Origin of the sequence: Actinomyces sp. ICM39 (genome assembly GCF_000282935.1) — a bacterium.
GTDB lineage: Bacteria > Actinomycetota > Actinomycetes > Actinomycetales > Actinomycetaceae > Pauljensenia > Pauljensenia odontolytica_B.
This window is the reverse complement of record NZ_ALCB01000067.1, coordinates 14851-36411: the sequence shown is the minus strand read 5'-3', so window position 1 is coordinate 36411 and position 21561 is coordinate 14851. Positions and strand designations below refer to the sequence as shown.

General features: G+C 66.2%; 14 protein-coding genes. 6 read left to right on the top strand and 8 right to left on the bottom strand.

What is annotated here, in order from left to right; genetic code table 11:
• The 4 genes from HMPREF1137_RS03970 to HMPREF1137_RS03955 form a co-directional block, all read right to left on the bottom strand.
• The coding region (locus tag HMPREF1137_RS03970; protein ID WP_007589153.1) for a fatty acid synthase subunit beta domain-containing protein at positions 1 to 5220 on the bottom strand (5220 nt) is incomplete at its 3' end.
• 44 nt (positions 5221 to 5264) lie between these two features.
• The gene (locus HMPREF1137_RS03965; protein WP_007589151.1) at positions 5265 to 6821 is read right to left on the bottom strand and encodes an acyl-CoA carboxylase subunit beta; all 1557 of its coding nucleotides are present in this window, start codon (positions 6819 to 6821) and stop codon (positions 5265 to 5267) included.
• Positions 6818 to 8611: an acetyl/propionyl/methylcrotonyl-CoA carboxylase subunit alpha gene (locus tag HMPREF1137_RS03960; protein WP_007589152.1), complete on the bottom strand. Its 1794-nt coding sequence runs from the start codon at positions 8609 to 8611 to the stop codon at positions 6818 to 6820. Before HMPREF1137_RS03960 ends, HMPREF1137_RS03965 begins: the two co-directional genes overlap by 4 nt.
• Entirely contained in the window at positions 8598 to 9482 is an 885-nt protein-coding gene (locus tag HMPREF1137_RS03955; protein WP_007589169.1) for a biotin--[acetyl-CoA-carboxylase] ligase, read from the bottom strand. Before HMPREF1137_RS03955 ends, HMPREF1137_RS03960 begins: the two co-directional genes overlap by 14 nt.
• A gap of 318 nt (positions 9483 to 9800) precedes the next feature.
• Here HMPREF1137_RS03955 and ettA point away from each other — a divergent pair, with 318 nt between their 5' ends.
• From ettA to malQ, 3 genes are all read left to right on the top strand, one after another.
• Entirely contained in the window at positions 9801 to 11483 is a 1683-nt protein-coding gene (gene ettA, locus HMPREF1137_RS03950) for an energy-dependent translational throttle protein EttA (RefSeq protein WP_007589182.1), read from the top strand.
• Positions 11484 to 11754: 271 nt separating this feature from the next.
• Positions 11755 to 12039: a PTS sugar transporter subunit IIB gene (locus HMPREF1137_RS03945; RefSeq protein WP_007589183.1), complete on the top strand. Its 285-nt coding sequence runs from the start codon at positions 11755 to 11757 to the stop codon at positions 12037 to 12039.
• 41 nt (positions 12040 to 12080) lie between these two features.
• Complete coding sequence (gene malQ / locus HMPREF1137_RS03940) at positions 12081 to 14231, top strand: 4-alpha-glucanotransferase (protein ID WP_007589177.1); 2151 nt, start codon at positions 12081 to 12083, stop codon at positions 14229 to 14231.
• A gap of 73 nt (positions 14232 to 14304) precedes the next feature.
• On the opposite strand, the gene HMPREF1137_RS03935 is transcribed toward malQ, so the two are convergent.
• The 4 genes from HMPREF1137_RS03935 to HMPREF1137_RS03920 all read right to left on the bottom strand — a co-directional run bounded on the left by HMPREF1137_RS03935 (position 14305) and on the right by HMPREF1137_RS03920 (position 17273).
• Positions 14305 to 14778 carry a PTS sugar transporter subunit IIA gene (locus HMPREF1137_RS03935; protein WP_007589193.1) on the bottom strand — a complete coding sequence of 158 codons (474 nt, stop codon included), beginning with the start codon at positions 14776 to 14778 and terminating at the stop codon, positions 14305 to 14307.
• On the bottom strand, positions 14775 to 15005 hold the full coding sequence (locus HMPREF1137_RS03930; RefSeq protein WP_007589172.1) for a PTS sugar transporter subunit IIB: 231 nt from the start codon (positions 15003 to 15005) through the stop codon (positions 14775 to 14777). The genes HMPREF1137_RS03935 and HMPREF1137_RS03930 overlap by 4 nt, the downstream gene beginning before the upstream one ends.
• Positions 15006 to 15111: 106 nt before the next feature.
• Positions 15112 to 16377, bottom strand: coding sequence for an MFS transporter (locus HMPREF1137_RS03925; RefSeq protein WP_007589189.1), 1266 nt, complete (start codon positions 16375 to 16377; stop codon positions 15112 to 15114).
• Positions 16374 to 17273, bottom strand: a complete 900-nt coding sequence (locus HMPREF1137_RS03920; RefSeq protein WP_034496737.1) for an HAD hydrolase family protein — start codon at positions 17271 to 17273, stop codon at positions 16374 to 16376. Before HMPREF1137_RS03920 ends, HMPREF1137_RS03925 begins: the two co-directional genes overlap by 4 nt.
• Before the next feature lie 130 nt (positions 17274 to 17403).
• On the opposite strand from HMPREF1137_RS03920, the gene HMPREF1137_RS03915 reads away from it, so the two are divergent.
• From HMPREF1137_RS03915 to HMPREF1137_RS03905, 3 genes are read left to right on the top strand one after another with little or no spacing between them, the layout of a single operon-like run.
• Positions 17404 to 19863, top strand: a complete 2460-nt coding sequence (locus HMPREF1137_RS03915) for a glycoside hydrolase family 3 C-terminal domain-containing protein (RefSeq protein ID WP_007589191.1) — start codon at positions 17404 to 17406, stop codon at positions 19861 to 19863.
• A 44-nt stretch (positions 19864 to 19907) separates the two neighbouring features.
• Entirely contained in the window at positions 19908 to 20519 is a 612-nt protein-coding gene (locus tag HMPREF1137_RS03910) for a hypothetical protein (RefSeq protein ID WP_007589175.1), read from the top strand.
• A 31-nt stretch (positions 20520 to 20550) separates the two neighbouring features.
• Complete coding sequence (locus tag HMPREF1137_RS03905; protein ID WP_007589188.1) at positions 20551 to 21561, top strand: glycosyltransferase family 2 protein; 1011 nt, start codon at positions 20551 to 20553, stop codon at positions 21559 to 21561.

The window sequence follows — 21561 nt, the reverse complement described above, 5'->3', positions numbered from 1 at the left end:
CGGGGCGGGCGCAGGAGCAGCCTCGGCAGCGGGGGCGGCCGGGGTGATCTCCTCGTCCTCTTCCTCCTCCATCACGGCGACGTCGGTCGCGTAGACGCGGGGCTCGTCGCGCTGGACGTTGAACACGTCGACACGAGAGAGCGCGAACTCGGGGGCGAGCAGGGTGCGGGAGGCGAGGTTGGCCAGGGTCGGGGCGGCACCGAGGCCGACCTCGATGACCTGGTCGACGCCCAGGCCGGCAACGCCGGGGGCAGCCTCTTCGGTCGAGAGCAGCACGCGCTGCGTCTCGATCCAACGCACCGGGGAAGCGAACTGCCAGCACAGCAGCTCGATGAGCAGCGTGCGGGTCAGTACACCCGGGTTGGCCAGTGCGGCGTCCCACGCGCCTTCCGTCTCGAGCAGCTCGCGCACCGTCTCGGAGGGAACCACGTCGAGGATGGACTGAGCGAACTCGCGGGTGAGCTCGAAGGGACGAGCCACCAGGTTGGGGATGTAGCGGCCCACGAGCTTCGCGGGATCGATCTCGGCGGGGATACGCTCGTCGAGCTTCGTACGGAAGTCCGCCACGCCGCTGCGCAGGACAGTGGAGTGGAAGGGCACGTCAATGCCGGGAACGTACATGAAGGGACGCTTGCCACCGTGCTCGGCGGCGCGCTTGGTGGCGTCCTCCTCGAGGGCCTTCAGGCCCGCGACCGTACCGGCGACGGCGTACTGCTGGCCGGCCAGGTTGAAGTTGACGATCTGGAGGAACTCACCCGATGCCTGAGCGATCGACTCGACGTATTCCACGACGTGAGCGTCGTCGATGCCGAACTGGTTCGGGCGCAGGGCACCCATGCGATAGTTCGAACGGCCCTTCTCGTCGCGGGGCACGAGCGAGTGCATCGTGGAACCGCGCTGGAAGACCAGGTCGAGGACGATTTCGAGCGGGAAGACCTCGGCGTATGCGGCCAGCGCGTCGTACTCGCCCAGCGAGTGACCGGCGAAGGCAGCACCCGGAACCAGCACGCCCTCTTCACGCATGCGGGCCGTCTGGCCAATCGCCAGCGTCGCGAGCGCAACCTGCGTGAACTGGGTGAGGTTCAGGACGCCCTCGGGGTGACGGTAGGTCACGCCGCGCGCCACGATCTCGGTCGGGTTGTCGCGCACGATCGCCAGGATGGAGAAGCCCATCGCGGAGCGGGTGTGCGCGTCGGCGCGGCGCCAGACCTCGTCCACAGCCTTGGACTTGGTGCGCTCGTCCAGGCCCATGCCGGCGCTTTGGATGCCCTGGCCGGGGTAGACGTAGGCGACCTTCGGGGCGAAGGTGTAGGCCGACGCACGCGAGACGACCTGCTTGTTGATGCGGCAGGTGACCTCGAGGGACAGGCCGCCACCGACGACGCGGCCCACGCGCTCGACGGTGATCTCAACCTCGTCGTTCAGGTCGACGGTGCCGTACATGTAGTACGTCCAGCCGGCGATCTGAGTGCCGCCCTGACCGGCGACAACGGCCTCAGCCGCATGCTGAGCGGTGGCCGACAGCCACATGCCGTGCACCAGAGGCGCGTCCATGCCCGCGACCTTGGCGGCCGCGTAGGAGGTGTGGATCGGGTTGTAGTCGCCCGAGACGATCGCGAAGGGCGTCATGTCGTCGGGAGCCTTGACGGTTACGCGGCGCAGGACCGATCGGGGAGTGTCGACGACCTCAACGTTTGCGCCGCCGAAGGGCGCGGCCTCGGAGGGGGCGCGGTTGCCGGTGGCGCGGCCGCGGATCGCGAAGCGCTCCTGCGTGGAGCCCACGTACTCACCGTTCGAGGTCAGTTCGAGGGCGACCGTAACGATGCGGCCGGACGAGGACTCATCGACCGCGGCCACGTGGCTGGTCACGTCGATCGTGGTGATGCCGCGCTCGAGCATCTGCTCGGGCGTGTACTCCAGCGTGATCGAGTGATCGAGGTGGACCGCGTTGAGCAGACCCTCGATGACCGGGTAGTCGTTGTGGATGGCCGAACCCAGGGCCGCGTAGATCGCGGGCCAGGCGGGGCCGAGCAGGGCGTCGGGTGCCCAGGCAGCCAGCTCGTAGTCGGCGGGAAGGGCCGCGCCCGTGGCTTCGGCGTGGTCGAAGCCCAGGGTGGGGGCCAGCGTGAAGGAGTAGTGTGCCTCGCCGAAGACGGACTTGGTGGAGGGAACCATGACGGGCAGGGCGTCCACGGTGTCACCGGCGACGGACACGGAGGTCACGCCGGCGGTCGCCGCGAGCATCGCGTACATGTGCTGGGGCAGCTTGGCCTCGTCGATGACGGGGACCGCGCCGTCCTCGCCGGACAGAACCAGCGGGAAGACCAGCTCGCGCACCGCGTGCTTCTCGGCGCCGCGCGGGTCGTTATCCCACGCAGTGTCGAGGTGGATGACCATGTCCACGCCGGTGTCGGTCGGGTTCAGGGACACGCGATCCTCGTCGAGGATGGAGGCCGGGTTGGTCATGAGGTGGCCGGTCCACGAGATGAAGGGGACCTTGCGCAGCCATTCCTCGCGGGTGGCGGAGGGCTTGCCGTTACCCAGACGCGAGGCGACGGGGGTCGCGACGGCACCCGAGGCGGCGAGGCGCTCGGCTGCGGCGGCCTCGAAGCGGCCCAGCAGAGAGCCGACGGGCTCGTCGACGCGGTCAATGCCGGCCACGGAGACGGGGCCGGGGATGATGCGGACCTGGTCGGCGGTGTAGCGCTCGTCCTGTGCCTGCCACAGGCAGTCCTGGCCCCACCAGCGGATGAGGTCGTCGTCCAGGATCGGAACGAAGGGCATCGGCTTGGGGTAGGAGCGGCACAGGGCCGGGAACCAGGCGGCGTCGATGGGGGTGACGTGCGTGGTCGCGGCGTTCGGGTAGGCGGCCATCAGGCGGTCGGCCGCGGCGTGCGCGTCGGCGACGTCCTCGACGGTCGGGAACAGGGTTTCGACCTCACCGTGATCCACGGGGGCCAGACGCGCCTCGACGCGCTGGAGGAGGTCGTGGTAGCGGATCTGCCACGTGGGATCGACCCACGGGTAGGACAGGTCGGCGAAGCGACGCACCCAGGCCTCGTAGGTCATCTCTTCGAGATCACCGAAGTAGGGCTTGGCCGTGTGGGAGAGGATCTCGACGATCTCGTCCTTGCGGGCGCGCACCTGGGCGCCGTCGGAGCCGATCTCGGCGATGATGCGCGCGGCTGCGGCCGCGGCGTTGGAGACCTCGTGCATGTCGGCGCGCAGGTGCGACAGACCGGAGGTCATGCCGCCGCGGGTCACGCCCTCGCCGACCCAGCCGCCCAGCTCGTCGTTGTCGGGCACACCGGGCGTGGCCACGAGGAGTTCCTTGACCGCCTTGGTGGTGTGCGCTTCCTTCGTGGTCATCGCGGCGGTGCCCACGAGGACGCCGTCGACGGGCATCGGCGGGCGGCCGTAACGAGCGGACCAGTCGCCGGTGAGGAAGTCAGCGGCGCGCTCCGGCGTGCCGATGCCACCGCCCACGGTGAGGACGATGTTGGACTGAGCGCGCAGCTGGGCGTAGGTGGCCAGCAGCAGGTCGGACAGGTCCTCCCAGGAGTGGTGGCCGCCGGAGTGGCCGTCCTCGACCTGGACGATGACCTTGATCGGGTCGGCCTCGCGAGCGATAGCGATGACCTTACGGATCTGGTCAACCGTGCCGGGCTTGAAGGCCACGTAGGGGAAGCCGTCGGCGCGCAGCTGCTCGATGAGAGCCAGGGCCTCGTCCTGCTCGGGGATACCCGCGGAGATGACGACGCCGTCGATGGGGGCGCCGGACGCGCGCGAACGCGACACGATGCGAGCCTGACCGAACTGGAGGTTCCACAGGTAGCGGTCCAGGAACATCGAGTTGAACTCGGCGGTGTGGCCGGGGCGCAGCTGGGCGCGCAGGCCCGCCAGGTTCTCGTTGTAGACCTCTTCGGTGACCTGGCCACCGCCGGCCATTTCGGCCCAGAAGCCGGCGTTTGCGGCAGCAGCGACGATCTCGGGATCGACGGTCGTGGGCGTCATGCCGGCCAGGAGGACGGGGGAGCGGCCGGTCAGGCGCGAGAAGGCGGTGTCAACGACGGTCTTGCCGTTGGGAAGGGTCACGAGGCCGGGACGCAGGTGCGACCAGTCGGTGCCGGGCTCGGGGGCCCAGCCGGGGGTGGCAGCCTTGTCACGGTCCGCGGCGGTACCAGCGGCGACGACGCCAACGCCGGTGCCCTCGACGAGGGCGCGGGTCATGCGAACCGTCGTAGCGCCCGGGCCCATGTCGATGATCCAGCGCGCGCCGGACTCGGTGGCCGCGCGGATCTGTGCCGGCCAGTCCACGGGCGTCGTGAGGACGGCGGAGGCCAGGGAGTGGGCCATCTCGGCGTCGATACCGCACTGGGCGGCCCACTCATCCACGAGGACGAGGGCGTCGGCAAGCATGGGGGAGTGGAAGGGCACGTAGACCGGCAGGTACTCGCACACGGGGCTCAGTGGGCGGCCGCCGCGCTCGTGAGCGTCGTGAGCTGCCTTGTCCTTGGCGGCGGCTCGCTCGATGGCCGCAACCAGAGACGCCAGGTCGTTGGGGGCACCCGAGACCACGTGGGTGTCGGTGTCGTTACGCAGAGCGATCGACAGCGGGTGCGAGGTCGACGGCAGAGAGGAAACGATGCTCTCCAGGAGCGCGTCGGACACGCCGCGCACGGACACCATGTAGGTCGCGTCGCCGGCGTGCGGGGCGCGAGCGCGGCGCGTAATACGAGCGGCAGCCGCGCCGATCAGACGAGCGAGCGCGAACACGGAGGCAGCCCGGGCCTCGTCCCCGGCGATCCACGCACGGGCGATCTCAACGCCGAGCACGCCCTGAGAGTGTCCCTCAAATGCGGTGGGCTGGTTGCCCACGATGTTCAGACCTGCGCGCGTGAGGTCGATGAGCGCACCCAGCTGGGCGGCAACAATACCCGGAACGGACAGAGCCGCCTCGTCGGGGCCGCCCACCTCACGAGTCACCGCCGCGTCGCCGGCCTCCGCCGGAATAGCGAAAGGCAGGGTAGCAACCGACTGGGTGGCCAGTGAACGGCGCACGGGGGAGAGCACCTGGTCCGAGGACTTGATGACCCCGGCGACGATCGCCGCAATCTCGGGATCGTGAGAGATCTCGTCGAGGGCAGCGCGCCACGGGGTGGCCTGACCGGCAAAAGTCAGCGCGTAGGGGGTCTCATTCAGAGAGGACACAAACGACATGTTCTTACTTTCCTTCGGGGACAATTCTTCTCAAACGACGCCGGTCACAGGGGGCCGTTGTCGTGACGCTTGACGTGGGGTGCACGCTGGTCCTTCGTGGCCAGCAGATGCAGGGAATCGATGATGGTCTGGCGAGTATCAGCGGGAGCGATGATGCCGTCGAGCTGTCCCGAGGATACGGAGACCTCGGGGTTGACGGTCTCCTCCTCGTAGCGGGCTACAAGCTCGGCCTTCGTCTCCTCGAAGGTTCCGTTCTCGCGGGCGGCAGCAAGCTCGCGGCGGTACATGATCGACGCTGCGCCCTCCGCGCCCATGACGGCGATCTGAGCGTCGGGCCACGCGAACGCCAGGTCCGCGCCGATCGACTTCGAGCCCATGACGATGTAGGCGCCGCCGTAGGCCTTGCGCAAGATGACGGTCACCATCGGCACGGTCGCGTTCGCGTAGGCAACGATGACCTTCGCGCCGCGGCGGATAATGCCCGCCTGCTCCTGCTCGGTGCCCGGACGGTAGCCGGGAACATCGACGAAGGTGACGATCGGCAGCCCAAACGCGTCGCAGAAACGCACGAAGCGGGCCGCCTTCTCCGAGGCATCCACGTCGAGCGTGCCCGCATCGTTCATCGGCTGGTTCGCCACGATGCCGACCGACTGGCCATCGACGCACGCGAAACCGATCGTCACGTTGGGAGCGAACAGGTCCTGAATCTCCACGTACTCACCGTGGTCGACGAGCGAACGCACCACGTCGCGCACGTCGTAGGGCTGACGCGCCGACGTCGGTACCAGGTCGGCAACCGCGCGGGCCGCAGCCTCGTCCTCGGGATTGGGAATGTATTCGTATTTGGGGGGAGCGACCTCGCACGAGGAGGGCAGGTAGTCCAGCAGGGATCGCACGTAGTCGATCGCCTCTTCCTCCGTGTCGGCCATGTGGTGGGCGACGCCGGACTGGAAGTTATGGATCGTCGCGCCGCCGAGCTCATCGAGCGTCACCTTCTCGCCGGTCGTCGCCGCGACGACGTCCGGACCGGTCACGAACATATGCGAGTTCTCGCGCGTCATGACGATGAAGTCGGTGAGGGCCGGCTGGTACACGGCACCACCGGCGCAGGGTCCCAGGATGATCGAAATCTGGGGAACCAGGCCCGAGGCCTCGCACGTCTTCTTGAAGATGCGGCCGTACTGGGCAAGTGCGACGACGCCCTCCTGGATGCGGGCGCCGCCCGAATCCTGAATACCGACGATCGGAATGCGCATGCGGATGCCCCGGTCGATCAGGTCGACGATCTTGTCGCCCTCGACTTTGCCCAGGGTGCCACCCAGCACCGAGAAGTCCTGCGCGTAGGCGGCGACCATCCGCCCCTGCACGCGACCGTAACCGGCGGCCACAGCTGAACCGATACGACCTTCGCGCACAGAACCACCGATGAACTGACCGACCTCGTGCCACACGCCGTCGTCAAAGAAGAGAGACAGACGCTCGCGCGCCGTCAGCTTCTTTTTCGCGTGCTGGCGCTGGGCGGCCTTCTCTTCGGCGGCCTGAGCGATCGCGTCCTGGGCCTGAATGAACCCGTCACGCGTGAGCGGGCTGGGGGTGCTCATTGTGCCTCCTCTTCAGTGGCGACGTGGGCGATGCGAGTCCCGGCGGTCACGGTGTCGCCCTGCTTGATCGACAGGGAGGTGACGGTGCCCGCACGCGGGGCCAGCAGCGGCTTTTCCATCTTCATGGCCTCAAGGACGGCCACGAGCTGGCCTTCCTCGACCTGGTCGCCCTCGGACACGGCCAGGGCAACGACGATGGCCTGCATGGGCGCGACGATGTCGCCGGGAGCGCCCTGGTGAGGGCCGGCCTGGACGGCGGACGAACCCGCGCGACGCGGGGCCGAGCGCAGCGGCTGAGGCGGGCGAGGGGCCGCGGCGGCCGGAGCGTTGAACATGCCGGCCGGCAGGGTCAGCGACACCCGGCGGCCATCCAGCTCGATGATGTACGTCTGACGGGGCAGGTCGGCCGTCGACGAGGCCTCGGCGGGCACAGCCAGATCCGAGTAGTCGTGCTGGGGCATGAATGTCGTCTCGAACCATCGCGTGGAGACGTTGAAGCCGCCGACGCCGCAGAAGTCGGGATCGTTGATGATGTCCTGGTAGACGGGCACCGGGGTGGCTACGCCCTGCACCGAGAACTCGGCCAGCGCGCGGCGGGAACGGGCGAGGGCCTGCTCGCGATCCGCGCCGGTGACGATGATCTTGGCGATCATGGAATCGAAGGCGGTCTGCACGGAGTCGCCCTGATCGATGCCCAGCTCCAGACGGATGCCGGGTCCCAGGGGCCAGTGCACCTCATCGAGGCGGCCTGCCGTGGGGGTCAGGTCCTTCGACGGGTCTTCGGAGGTCACGCGGAACTCGAAGGAGTGGCCGCGAGGCTCCGGGGGAGTGGTCAGCGGCAGGCCCTGGGCGATGCGGATCTGCTCGCGCACCAGGTCGATGCCCGTGACTTCCTCGGACACAGGGTGCTCGACCTGCAGACGCGGGTTGACCTCGAGGAACCAGATGTTGCCGTCCGGCTCGAGCAGGAACTCCACCGTGCCCACGCCCACGTAGTCGACGTACTCGAACAGAGCACGCGACGCGTTCACGAGCGTCTCGTGCGCGCCCTCGGGCAGGAAGGGGGCTGGGGCTTCTTCGACCAGCTTCTGGTTGCGACGCTGCACCGAGCAGTCACGGGTCGAGATGACGTGGAAGTTGCCGTGCGCGTCGCGCGCGGACTGCGTCTCGACGTGACGGGCGACCTCGACAAAACGCTCGACGAAGTGAGCGCCCAGGTCGGCGGCGTCCGTGTGACGCGCGAAGAACAGGTCGAGGTCGGCCTGAGAACGGATGATGCTGATGCCTCGGCCGCCGCCGCCATCGGCGCGCTTGAGCACCACGGGGTACCCGGCGGAGGCGATGAATTCCTCGACCTCCTCGCGCGAGGTCACGGGCTCGGACACGCCCGGGACGGGAGCCACGCCGCACGCCTCTGCCACGCGGCGAGCCTTGATCTTGTCGCCCAGCGCGTCGATCACGGAAGACGCGGGGCCGAGCCACGCGATACCGGCATCCTCGACAGCCCGTGCGAACTCGGAGTTCTCCGAGAGGAACCCGTAGCCGGGATGAATCGCATCCGCACCCGTCTCCAGAGCGATCGCCAGGATCTTGTCACCGTTCAAATACGTCGACGCCGCATCGTCGCCACCGAGGGACAGGGCCTCGTCGGCCTCGCGTGTATGAGGCGCGGCCATATCCTGATCGGCGTAAACCGCGATCGTCGCAATGCCCATATCGGTGGCCGTGCGGCACACGCGCAGAGCGATTTCGCCACGGTTGGCGACGAGGATTCGATTAATTGTTCGCACGCTTCTCCTTGGTGTCGTGAACGGTTGTCAGAGGTAGTCCGGTTGCCAGGACATCTCCGGCGTTAATGTCGTGAGTGCGCCCGTCGTCCGTGCGCACGAGGAGCGAGCCGGTCGGGCTCAGCCCCAGGGCAACGCCTTCCATCGCCGGGTGACCATTTGGATCCGTCGGTTTCGCGAGCGCGATGCGCGTCCCCAGGAGCGGCAATGCGTTCGCGGCCTCGTCAGCCAGCCCGCAATCACGGGCGTTTCCATGGGTAACGAGGCCTCGGATGCGAGAGTCGAGCCCCTTAAGGATCTGGGCAAGCAGGGTGTGGGAGACGGAGGTGGGATCAGCTCCGGCCTCAGCGTCGCCCTCGGCGTACAGGGAGGTGGCCTGCGGTGTAGCGAGATGATCGGAGTCCTGGGCGATGTTGATGCCGTAGCCGAGAATCGCGCTCGTCGTAAACGGGGACGAGGCCGGGGCGAGCTGGGCGAGGATGCCGCAGATTTTGCGTGCTCCGTCGACGAGCACGTCGTTGGGCCACTTGAGAGAAACGCTGTGGCTGAGGGGGGAGAGACGAGGGGAGAGTGCGTCGCGCACGGAGAGCGCACACGCGTGTACGAGCCAGCCGAGCATCTCAGTGGGAAACGAGGTGGGGAGGGAAACGATGGTGGAGGCGAGGAGGGCCTGACCATCCGGGGTTGTCCACGTGCGCCCGAGGCGGCCGCGGCCTGCGCTTTGGCGATCGGCGATGATCGTTGTCAGGTGGGGAGTGGCGGTCGTCGTGTCGGTGAGGAGGGACGCTGCGAGATCGAGGGTGGAGGACGTGTCGCTCACGTGATAAACGGGGGAGTGAACGCCCTCAATGACGATGCGTGTTGCGCGCTCCATGCCACCTCCTGCCGGGTCTTTCGCGTGTTTGACAGGGGAGATAGTGCTCCCCAGGTACTTCAAAGTTTGTCTCAAAAATCAAACCTACGCATGCGTTTCTTAAAAAATTGGAACAGTTTCTGGCAAATCACTACGGATCCGTAACCAACGCGGAACCCTTGCGAGGAGCGGGAGCGGGGAAATCCCGACAAAAGGCGCTGAGATGAGGATCACCGACCCCTGCGTCCCGCTGGGTGGCTCACTGGCCCGTGCAGGGTCGGTACCATAGGGAGGAACATGCGCGCGTGGGCGCGCCCCAAACCACCCGAACGGAGTAACGTGGCGGAGTTTATTTATCAGATGATCAAGGCTCGCAAGGCCATCGGTGACAAGGTCATCCTCGACGATGTCACCATGAGCTTCTTCCCGGGCGCCAAGATCGGTATGGTCGGCCCGAACGGTGCCGGTAAGTCCTCGATCCTGAAGATCATGGCCGGCCTGGATGAGCCCAGCAATGGTGAGGCTCGCCTGACCCCCGGGTACACCGTCGGCATCCTCATGCAGGAACCCGTTCTTGACGAGACGAAGACCGTCATTGAAAACGTGCGACTGGGTGCCGCCGATATCTTCGGCAAGCTCGCCCGCTTCAACGAGATCTCCGAAGAGATGGCGAACCCCGACGCTGACTTCGACGCGCTCATGGAAGAAATGGGCAAGCTGCAGACGGAAATTGACGCCGCCAATGCCTGGGATATTGACTCTCAGCTCGATCAGGCGATGGACGCCCTGCGTTGCCCGCCGCCGGACCAGCCTGTGTCCGTCCTCTCCGGTGGTGAGCGCCGCCGCGTGGCCCTGTGCAAGCTCCTCATTGAGGCCCCCGACCTGCTGCTGCTCGACGAGCCCACGAACCACCTCGATGCCGAGAGCGTGCTCTGGCTCGAGAAGCACCTCGCGTCCTACCCGGGCGCGGTCATTGCCGTCACCCACGACCGTTACTTCCTCGATCACGTCGCTGGCTGGATCGCCGAGGTTGATCGCGGCCACCTCTACCCCTACGAGGGCAACTACTCCACCTACCTGGAGACGAAGGAAAAGCGCCTGTCCGTCCAGGGGCAGAAGGACGCCAAGCTGGCCAAGCGTCTGAAGGAAGAACTCGAGTGGGTTCGCTCTAACGCGAAGGGCCGCCAGGCCAAGTCGAAGGCCCGTCTGGCCCGCTACGAGGAGATGGCCGCCGAGGCCGAGCGCACCCGCAAGCTCGACTTCGAGGAAATTCAGATTCCGCCGGGTCCGCGCCTGGGTAGCGTCGTCATCGAGGCGAAGGATCTGCAAAAGGGCTTTGGCGACCGCTCGCTCATCAATGGTCTGTCCTTCTCGCTGCCGCGTAACGGCATCGTCGGCGTCATCGGCCCGAACGGCGTCGGTAAGACCACCCTGTTCAAGACGATCGTCGGTCTCGAGCCGCTCGACGGCGGCGAGCTGACGATCGGCGAGACCGTCAAGATCAGCTACGTCGACCAGTCGCGCGCCGGCATCGACCCGGACAAGACCCTGTGGGAGGTTGTCTCGGACGGCCTGGACTTCATCCAGGTAGGCAACGTGGAAATGCCTTCGCGCGCCTACGTCTCCGCCTTTGGTTTCAAGGGGCCGGACCAGCAGAAGCCTGCCGGTGTCCTGTCCGGTGGTGAGCGCAACCGTCTGAACCTGGCTCTCACCCTCAAGCAGGGTGGCAACCTCCTCCTGCTGGATGAGCCGACCAACGACCTCGACGTCGAGACGCTCGGTTCGCTGGAAAACGCCCTCCTGGCGTTCCCCGGCTGCGCCGTCGTCGTGACCCACGACCGCTGGTTCCTCGACCGCGTCGCCACCCACATTCTCGCGTGGGAGGGCACTGAAGAGGCGCCCGATAACTGGTACTGGTTCGAAGGCAACTTCGAGGCGTACGAGAAGAACAAGGTGGCCCGTCTTGGCGAGGCTGCCGCGAACCCGCACCGCGTGACGCATCGCAAGCTGACGCGCGACTGATTCGCAGCGTATGAGGGGGAGGGCCTGGCGGTCCTCCCCCTCACGCTGTCTATCGGCGACTCGGCATGTCGGATCATGGCGGGGTGCTCGCTAGTGTGAGCCAGTAGTTTGACAGAGCGTTGGATTGTAGCCCTGCGTTGTGGGATGCGCTCCTGTCAGCGGTTGTTTGTTCGTGAATCGTTCATGTTATGGATCCCACTTGCCTTTTGCGCAGGTCACATCTAGTATGTGATACGAATCGCAAACTTCCGACGGCGCGAAAGGGGCTCCGATGGCGATTGAACAAACGCTCATCGACGCGCTGGGTGGACGCCTCAATATTGTCGAGGTCGAACCCTGCACGATGCGTATCCGTATTCAGGTGAAATCTCAACGGGACGTCGATGAGGCGGCGCTGCGCGTGGACGGCGTATTGGCCGTCGTGCGTTCCGGCGACGTTGTTCAGATCGTGTGCGGAGCTCAGTCTGACGATGTGGCTGCTGCAATGATCTCAATCCTCGAGAGCGTGGCCCATGACACGCCCGCGGAGTCTTTGTCGCAGCGCGTCCATGCTTAATATTTAGAGTGTCATCAGCCCGCAACGTAGAAGGCTTTTTCGTGGATATTCACGCACCCGCATCTGACAACATCGATGAGCTGCGCCGTATCGCCGATGCTAATGGCGTAGCCACCGGATTCTGGGATTGGTACGGGAATTGGGTGGGCGTGAGTGCGTCTACTCTCCTGAAGGTCCTTGGTGCCCTCGGACTGCCCCTCGACGAATCTTCCACGGTCGGGGATGTGCACGAGGCTCTGCGCATCACTGATGAGCGCGAATGGCGCCGCACCCTGCCTCCGACGATCGTCGCCCGCCAGGGTGGTGGCTACCTTTTCCCGGTGCACGTGCCGGACGGCTCATGGGTGAACGTCCAGTGGGTGCTGGAGGATGGCCGTAAGGGCTCGTGTGATCAGGTGGATCGCTACGTTCCTCCGCGCATGATCGACGGCGAGCTCGTCGGCCGCGCCACCTTCGACGTGCCGCACTGGTTGCCGCTCGGATGGCACCGCCTTGTGGCGACTGTCGAGGGCGGACACGTGGAGTCCGCGACCCTCATCATCGTGCCGAACACGCTGTCCCTGCCGCTCCTGGAGTCCTCGCGTCGCGTGTGGGGCGTCAACGCTCAGTTGTACTCGACGCGCTCGGCCTCCTCGTGGGGCATTGGTGACGCCACCGATCTGGCTGACCTGGCTGCCGTGTGTGCGGACAAGGGAGCCGATTTCCTGCTCATCAACCCCGTCCACGCATCGCAGCCGGTGTCCCCGCTGGAGAACTCTCCCTACCTGCCGGTGTCGCGCCGTTGGCTCAACCCGATCTACATTCGTCCCGAGAGCATCGAGGAGTACGCCTCCATGCCCGAGGGTTGGCGTGAGGATATCGAGCTGTTTCGCGACGAGACTCGCCAGTTCGCCATCCGTGAGGACCTGATCGACCGTGATCGCTCGTGGGAGGCCAAGCGCAAGGCCCTCGAGGTCATCTTCGCCGCTCCGCGTTCCTACCATCGCCAGAGCCAGCTGGATCGCTTCATCGAGCGCGGCGGTTCGGAGCTGTCCAACTATGCGCTGTGGTGCGCCCTCGTCGAGCGCGAGGGTACGATCGAGCTGCCCGAGGACCTTGCTCGTTCGTCTGCGCCTCGCGTCGAGCTTGAGCGCCTCGAGCTGGCCGAGCGCGTTGACTTCTACCAGTGGTGCCAGTGGGTCGCCGCCGAACAGCTCGAGCATGCCCAGCACGTGGCGCGCGAGGTCGGCATGGAGATCGGCATCATGGCCGACCTGGCTGTCGGCGTGCACGGCTACGGTTCCGAAAAGTGGAGTCGACCGGAGCTCTTTGCCAGCGGCATGAGCGTCGGTGCCCCACCGGACGTCTACTCCCAGCAGGGCCAGAATTGGTCGCAGCCGCCGTGGTCGCCGCGCAGCCTTGCCGAATCGGGCTACCTGCCGCTGCGTGACATGGTCCGCGCTGCGCTGGCGAACGCAGGCGCGGTGCGCATCGACCACATCCTGGGTATGTTCCGCCTCTGGTGGATCCCGGACGGTTGCGCTGCCACCGAAGGTACGTACGTGTACTACGATCACGAGGCCATGATGGGCGTCATCCTGCTGGAGGCCCAGCGTGCGGGTGCCGTCGTCATCGGCGAGGATCTGGGCGTCGTGGAGCCGTGGGTGCGTGATTACCTGCGCGACCGTGGTGTTCTCGGTACCTCCGTCGTCTGGTTCGAAAAGGAGGGTGGCGGCTGGCCGCTGCGTCCCGAGCACTACCGTGATCGTGCTCTGGCCGCAGTCAACATCCATGACTTGCCGCCCACGCTCGGCTACATCCGCGGTATTCAGACGACGCTGCGTTCGGAGCTCGGCCTGCTGACGGACGATATCGAGACGGTGCGTGCCGGAGATCGTCTTGAACTCGAACAGGTGGGCGCGCGACTGCATGAGTACGGCTGCATCGACGGCGCAGAGCCCAGCGAGCGGGAAACTGTTGAGGGCCTGTACCGCTACGTCGCGAAGACCCCGTCGAAGCTGGTCGTCGCCTCCCTCGTGGATGCGGTCGGGGATGTGCGCCCGCAGAACATGCCTGGCACGGGTGCTGACCAGTACCCGAACTGGTGCGTGCCGCTGTGCGATTCCGATGGCGAAGAAGTCGCGATCGAGGACCTGCCCACGGACGAGCGCCTGACCTCTCTGTTCGCCCTGCTGCGTGGTACCGTCCGCTGACGGACTCAGATACGCTGAATGTGTGAACCCCGCGACCCGAAAGGGTCGTGGGGTTCATGCGTACGATTAGGGTTCAGTCACCATCGGCAAGAGAAAACAACGGATCGAGAATCCCCACCGAGGGCAGTGCTTCATCAAACTCGGGAGACACCGACTCTCCGGGAGGGCTGACGACGATGACCGGCACGCAGGGGGATAGCCCCGCCCCTCGGGCGGGGCCGAGATCCCAGTGGATGAGGGGGGTGCCCGCGTCGACGATATCGCCCTCCTCAACGAGGGGAGCAAAGCCTCGGCCACGCAGGCCGACGGTGTCGATGCCCAGATGAATCAGGATCGAAGGCCCGCGCGTCGAGGTGATAATAGCCGCGTGCGATTTGAGCTTGGTGACCACTCCGTTGATGGGGGAGTGAACGGTCACGCACGTGACATCGGCTTCCGGTAGGAGCGCGCGCCCATCCCCGACGACGCCACTGGCGAAGACGGGATCCGGTACCTCGGACAGGGGCAGGACGTGCGCACCGAAAGGCGCACGGACGAGAAAGCTCACCGGCTCGTGTTCATCTGCTCGACGAGGTCCTCGGAGTCGGGGCCCATGACAACCTGCACGGCGTCACCAACGATGACGACATCGAAGGCTCCGGCTTCGCGCAGCTTGGCCTCGTCGATGAGGTCGGTGTTGGCTGCGTCCAGGCGGATGCGCGTAATGCACGCCTCGAGATTGGAGATGTTGTCCCAGCCGCCCAGGGCCTCGACGAGGGTCGTTGCGGTGTCCATGGTGTCCTCCTTGGCTCAGTCACCGAAACCGTTGCGGTTTGCCTCACACTTATGGTATCGCGACCGCGTACGAATGGGCACACTTGCAGTGTCCGAGCGCGTCACATTATGAGATCGTCGGGGAAGCGTTGGAACCTCGGATACGGGCAGCCGGAGTGAACGCCATCGCAACGCCGGCGACGACGGCGAGCGCCGTGAAGAGGTACATCGCAGCCTCGATCCCGGTGTGGGCGGCAACGATGCCGGCAACGAATGAACCGAGGGGCATGACGCCCCAGACTGCGAAGCGGAAGATCGCGTTCATGCGACCGAGCATGTCGGGAGGACAGATTTCCTGGCGCAGGCTCATCTGGGTGACGTTGTAGACGGTGAGGAAGTAGGAGGACGCGACGCCGCTCACGGCAATGATCCACGCGGCCATGCCCGGGGCGTGAATGGAGGCCGGCTGGGCGACAATCACGAGAACGCCGATGATATTGGTGATGACGAGGGTGCGCCCGATTCCCAGGTGGGCGATCCACACTGGCCGGGTGAGCGCCCCGAGGAATCCGCCGATCGCCCCGGCGCTGAGCAACAAGCCGAGCTGCGTGGCGCTCATGCTCAGGGTGCGCAGCACGAGGAGGGGCAGCAGCACCCGGATGCCCGCGCTTGCAAAGGCCCCGGCGGCAATGCAGGAAAAGAGCGGGTAGAGAATGCGTTGGCCGCGCACGAAGGCGAGGCCCTCGCGTATCTCGGCGCCGAGGGTGGCATCGCTGCGCACAGGAGTGGGCTCGGGCGTGCGAATGCGCCAGATCGCCCACGTGGACGCAACGTAGGTGGCGGCGGTCAGCAGGTAGACCAAGGGAGCAGCCACGATGCCGAGGAGCCAGCCGCCCAGCCCCGGACCCCCGGCAAGGCCGACCTGGTACGAGGCCTCGAGGCGCCCGTTGGCCGCGCCGATGTACCGCTTGGAGGCGATCATGGGAACGTAGGACTGGTAGGCCACGTCGAAGAAGACGGTGGATAGGCCGAGGATGGTTGCGACGACCATGAGGTGTACGAGGGTCAGTGACGAGAGGATGTAGGCCAGGGGGATAGACGTCAGGGCCGTGATGCGCGTGAGGTTCGCGGCGATCATGACGCGGCGCTTGCGCCACCGGTCCACCCAGGCGCCGGCGGGCAAGCCGACAAGCAAAAATGCGAGGGTCTGCAGGGCGGAAAGCAGTCCGATCTGGGTTTCGCTGGCGTGCAGGAGGCTGATCGCGATCGCCGAGGTCGCCAGGGCTCCCACCTGGAAGCCGATCTCTGCGGCGGTTTCACCCGCCCACAGGTGCATGAAGGCGGAGTTACGGGTCAGAGGATGGTGCAGCCAGCGCTGCAGTGATCCGCTCACCGCGCATCACCGAGGCCTTGGCCCCCAGTGCGCTCGACTGTCGTCAGGCCGGCGGCGCGCAGAGCCCATGCCAGGCCGTCTTCGGATACGGAGGGTGCGACGATATCCGCGACGTCTACGAGGGTCTTGCAGTCGTCCCCGATGCTGATGCCGACCGCTGCCGTTGCCACGGCCTCGACGTCGTTGCTGGAGTCGCCAAGCGCGACGGTGTGGGTCAGCGGAATTCCCACGTGCTCGCAGATCGCGCGGATGCCGACTGCTTTCGACAGATGCGCCGGAACGACCTCGAAGGGAACATATCCCGCGGCACCCACGGAGCCGATGATCGCGCGATAGCCTTCCGGTAGCGCTGCACTGACCCGTTCCATCGATGCCTTCTCGGGCGGGACATATGCTGTGACCTTGGTGAATGCACCGCCGTCGATGCCCACGATAAAGGGCGTGATCGACTGGGCGTATTCGATCCAGTCCTCAGGGTGTTTGCCGGCCCGGGGAACGAAGAAGTCGAGGTATCCCTCGCTGGGCCCCATCTGGTCGGGGCCCTGCCAGATGTAGAAGGCGTCGAGATCCTCCCACAGAGTCGTCAACACCTCGACGTGCTCGCGGGGCATACGCTCGTCCAGGAGCACCTGGTTCCCGATGGCGGCGTATCCTCCCGCGCCGCCGACGAGCCCCTCGAAGCCGACATCCCAAAAGCGCGGGTACACCTCGGGTGCGGAGCGGCCCGTGCACGCGAAGAGCCGGTGTCCGCCCTCCCTGACCTGCGCCAGGGCCTCAATCGCGGATTCTGGGATTCGCTGGCGAGAATCGCACAGCGTCCCGTCGATGTCGACAAAGACTGCACGGGGAGATGGGGACTCGTTCTCGACGCGCGCGGGGACCTCGGTGTCAGTCATAGGATCCATCTTATCCCAGGGTGAAACCGGCCTAGCACGTGCAGAACACGCCCCGCAAACGACAAATCATGCGCACGGTCGGTAGGAAGGGATCCCGTGGTCCACACTGGAACCATCGACGATACCCGCGATGGAGCACGAAAGGCAGTTCACGACGATGGAACCCGCAGCACTGACGGACGCCAACGATCTCACCCTCCTGCAAGCCGCGGCGCTTCTCTCGGGATCGAGCGCCTGGGACTCTCGCCCGATCCCCGCGGCGGGCGTTCCCTCCTTCGTGATGAGCGACGGTCCCCACGGCGTTCGCCGCCAGCTCGGGGACGCCGACCACCTGGGTATCGCGGAGTCGGAGAAGGCAACCTGCTTCCCGACGGCCTCAGCCGTCGCGGCCACGTGGAACCCGGAGCTGGCGCATGAGATGGGTGAGGCGCTGGGGCTGGAAGCGCGAGGCCTCGGTGTCAACGTCCTGCTCGGTCCCGGCCTCAACATCAAGCGTTCGCCCCTGTGTGGGCGTAACTTCGAGTACTTCTCCGAAGATCCGATCCTGGCCGGGCGCATGGCCGCCGGCCTTGTCGAGGGCATCCAGTCCACCGGAACCGCAGCTTGCCCCAAGCACTTCGCTGTCAACTCACAGGAGCTGCGCCGCATGGCCTCGGATTCCATCGTGGACGAGCGCACGATGCGTGAGATCTACCTGACCGGCTTCGAGATCGTCTGTCGAGAGGCCAAGCCGCGGGCGATCATGAGCTCCTACAACCTCGTCAACGGCACCTACGCGCACGAGAACAAGCATCTGCTGACCGACATCCTGCGCACCGAGTGGGGTTTCGACGGCATGGTCATCTCGGACTGGGGTGGTTCGAACAGTGCCGTCGAGGCCGCGCGCGCCGGCGGCAGCCTTGAGATGCCCGCCCCCGGTCTGGCGGGTGCCCGCCAGATTGTCGCGGCCGTCGAGGTCGGGGAATTGGACCCGGCCGACGTCTACGCGCGCGCCCAGGAAGTTCTCAACGTCGCGGCGGCCAGTGCCGGGCTGCCCGCACCCACGCCCTACGACCTCGACGAGCACCATGCTCTCGCCATCCGCATCGCATCAGAAGCGATCACCCTCCTGCGTAACGAGGAGGAGCTCCTGCCCCTGAGCACCGGCACGAGTGTCGCCCTTATCGGCGATCTCGCCGACTCGCCGCGCTTCCAGGGATCGGGTTCCTCCCAGGTCAACCCCACTCGTGTGGAGGCTCCGCGCGAAGTGCTTGAGGCCGGGGGAGAGGCAGCTCGAGGCCTCGTTCTTGAGGGATATGCGAGCGGGTATGAGCGTCATGGCGGCACGAGCGACGCTCTCATCGCCGAGGCCGTGGCCCTCGCCGAGCGCGCTGACGTAGCGCTTGTTTACGTGGGTCTCGACGAGCTGGCCGAATCCGAAGGCCTGGACCGACCCCACATGCGCCTGCCCGAGGGCCAGGATCGCCTCATCGAGGCCGTCGCCGCAGCGAATCCGCGCACCGTCGTCGTCCTGACTGGTGGTGCCAGCGTCGAGATGCCGTGGGCCTCGTCCGTGCCCGCGCTCATCAATGGCTACCTCACCGGCCAGGGAGGCGCCGCCGCGATGCTCGACGTCCTCACCGGCGCCGTCAATCCGTCGGGACGCCTGGCCGAAACCTACGCGCTCTCCGACGAGGACCACCCGACCGCCGCATGGTACCCGGCGACCGGACCGCTCTCGTACTACCGCGAAGGCCCGTTCGTCGGATACCGCTACTTCACGACCGCGGGCATCGACGTTGCCTTCCCCTTCGGCTACGGCCTGTCGTACTCGAGCTTCGAATACTCCGACCTCGCCGTGAACGAGGGGGGAGCGAGCCTGACGATTACCAACACCTCTGCGCGCGACGGCGCCGAGGTCGTCCAGCTCTACGTGAGCGCCCCCGGCGGCGTGTTCGGTCCCGCCCGCGAGCTCAAGGGCTTCGCCAAGGTCGAGGTGGCTGCCGGAGCATCGGTGAGCGTGAGGATTCCCTTCGACCGCTACACATTCCGTCACTGGGAGACCTCGCGCGGTGCGTGGGAGACCGAGGCGGGAACCTGGACGATCCACGTGGGACGTAACGTCTCCGACACACCGCTGAGCGCCACCCTCGCGGTTGACGGAACCACGCCCTCGCCGATCGACCCTGCCCTCGGTCACTACCTGAGTGCAGACGTCGCGCACGTCACCAACGGTGAGTTCGCCGTCCTGCTGGGACGGACAATCCCGACCGCTCACCCCGCGAACGACCTCGTCGCCTCCGACCCGCTGTCTGAGATGACGCGCGCCAAGACCTGGCTCGCCCGCGTCGCCGGACGTAAGCTCCACGCCCTCAAAGCGAAGGCGGACGCGAAGGGAACCCCGGATCTCAACATCCTCTTCGTCCTCAACATGCCTTTCCGTGCCATCGCGAAGATGAGCAACGGCGCGGCAAGCCCCGACATGGTGGACGCGATCCTCGATGCCGTCAATGGACGCCCGCTGCGTGGCCTCACCCGCGCCGCCCTCGGATTCCTCTCCAACGCGCGCGCCAACAAGGCCACCCAGCGCGAACTCGACCAGACCCGATGACGCGGCCCCGGCCTCGTTCGACACGCTGACGTAAAGGACAACTCATGCAGGCATTCAAGCGCTGGTGGAACGCCTTCGAAGACAAGCACACCACGGCCGCCCAGTTCATCGTCTTCTTCATCCTCTCCAACGGCATTACGGTGCTGCAGCTGGTTCTCATGCCGGCGTTCAAGGCGGTGTTCGCCCACACAAACCTCGTCGATACGGCCTTCCAGTTCCTGCCCGTCGGCGTCTCCCACGGGCACACGGTCTTCCTCTTCGACTACCCGGCCGGTTCGATGTCGGTGGGAGGGGGCGGTGGCCTCGCATACTTCCTCGCCGTCGAGATCACGCTGCTGATCGCTCAGGTCATCAACTTCTTCGCCCAGCGCAACGTCACCTTCAAGTCCAACTCGTCGGTGGGGAAGGCGGCCTTCTGGTACGCGGTCGCCTACGTTGTTATCACGATCGCCGCGGCGGCCTTGCAAGTCGTGTACAAGGATCCGATCTACGCGTGGGCGATCGGTGCGATGGGCGCGGGCGGCGAGACTGTCGCCGATGTCATCACGATGATCATCAATGCCGCCATCTCCTTCTGGGTGTTCTTCCCCATCTTTAAAGTGATCTTCAAGCAGGAACCCTCTCAGGAGGACGCGCAGGTCAGCGCAGCACAGTAGACTACTGGCAGACTTCACGAGAGGAGACTCCATGAGCGTGCCGCTGCTGACGGTGATCGTGCCCGCCTACAACTCCGAGGATTACCTCGACCGGGCGCTAACCACGCTCGTTGGATACGGCGACGAACTCGAGGCGATTATCGTCAACGACGGCTCGAAGGACCGCACCGCGCAGATCGCCGACGAGTGGGCTGCCCGCTACCCGTCCGTGAGAGTCATCCACCAGGAGAACAAGGGACACGGCGGAGCCGTCAATGCCGGCCTCGCCGCCGCCACTGGCACGCACGTGCGCGTCGTCGATTCCGACGACTGGCTGGACCGGCGCGCCACGAACGCCGTCCTCGACGTCCTGCGCGAGGAGCGCGAGGCCGGCCGCGACCTGGACATGCTCGTCACCAACTACGTCTACGACAAGCAGGGAAAGTCGGTCAAGGCCGTCATCCGCTACCGCAACGTCCTGCCGCGCGGCCGTACCTTCGGCTGGGCGGACCTGCGCCGCTGCCGCTACGACCAATACCTCATGATGCACGCCCTGACGATGCGCACCGAGGTCGTGCGCGCCTCCGGCCTGGTCATGCCCGAGCACACGTTCTACGTGGACTACCTGTACTCGTTCGTGCCGCTTCCCTACGTGTCCACGATCCGCTACCTAGACGTAGACCTGTACCACTACTTCATCGGTCGTGACGATCAGTCCGTCAACGAGAAGGTCATGATCACGCGCCTCGATCAGCTGGCCCGGGTCAACGAGGCAATGGCTCGCGCGCTGCCCCCGCGCGCCGAGGTCGAGGACAAGCTGTGGCGCTACATGGTCCACTACCTGCGCATCAACGCTGTCGTCTGTTCCGTCATGGCTCAGCTCTCGGGCACCCCCGAGCACTTGGCTCTGAAAGAACAGATCTGGGAGACCATGGACCAGATCAACCCCGAGGCCACGGATCGCCTGCGTCAGGACCTGCTCGCCGGCCTCGTGCGCCACGCCTCCCCGAAGGTCGTGCGCGGCGGCTACAAGGTCGCGGCGGCGGTCCTCGGCTTCAACTAA

Bases quoted from the DNA above. Each gene is read 5' to 3' on its own strand.
- HMPREF1137_RS03915 (WP_007589191.1), top strand. From the start codon at position 17,404: ATGGAGCACGAAAGGCAGTTCACGACGATGGAACCCGCAGCACTGACG.
- HMPREF1137_RS03920 (WP_034496737.1), bottom strand. From the start codon at position 17,273: ATGACTGACACCGAGGTCCCCGCGCGCGTCGAGAACGAGTCCCCATCT.
- HMPREF1137_RS03945 (WP_007589183.1), top strand. From the start codon at position 11,755: ATGGCGATTGAACAAACGCTCATCGACGCGCTGGGTGGACGCCTCAAT.
- HMPREF1137_RS03910 (WP_007589175.1), top strand. From the start codon at position 19,908: ATGCAGGCATTCAAGCGCTGGTGGAACGCCTTCGAAGACAAGCACACC.
- HMPREF1137_RS03955 (WP_007589169.1), bottom strand. From the start codon at position 9,482: ATGGAGCGCGCAACACGCATCGTCATTGAGGGCGTTCACTCCCCCGTT.
- HMPREF1137_RS03930 (WP_007589172.1), bottom strand. From the start codon at position 15,005: ATGGACACCGCAACGACCCTCGTCGAGGCCCTGGGCGGCTGGGACAAC.
- HMPREF1137_RS03965 (WP_007589151.1), bottom strand. From the start codon at position 6,821: ATGAGCACCCCCAGCCCGCTCACGCGTGACGGGTTCATTCAGGCCCAG.
- HMPREF1137_RS03905 (WP_007589188.1), top strand. From the start codon at position 20,551: ATGAGCGTGCCGCTGCTGACGGTGATCGTGCCCGCCTACAACTCCGAG.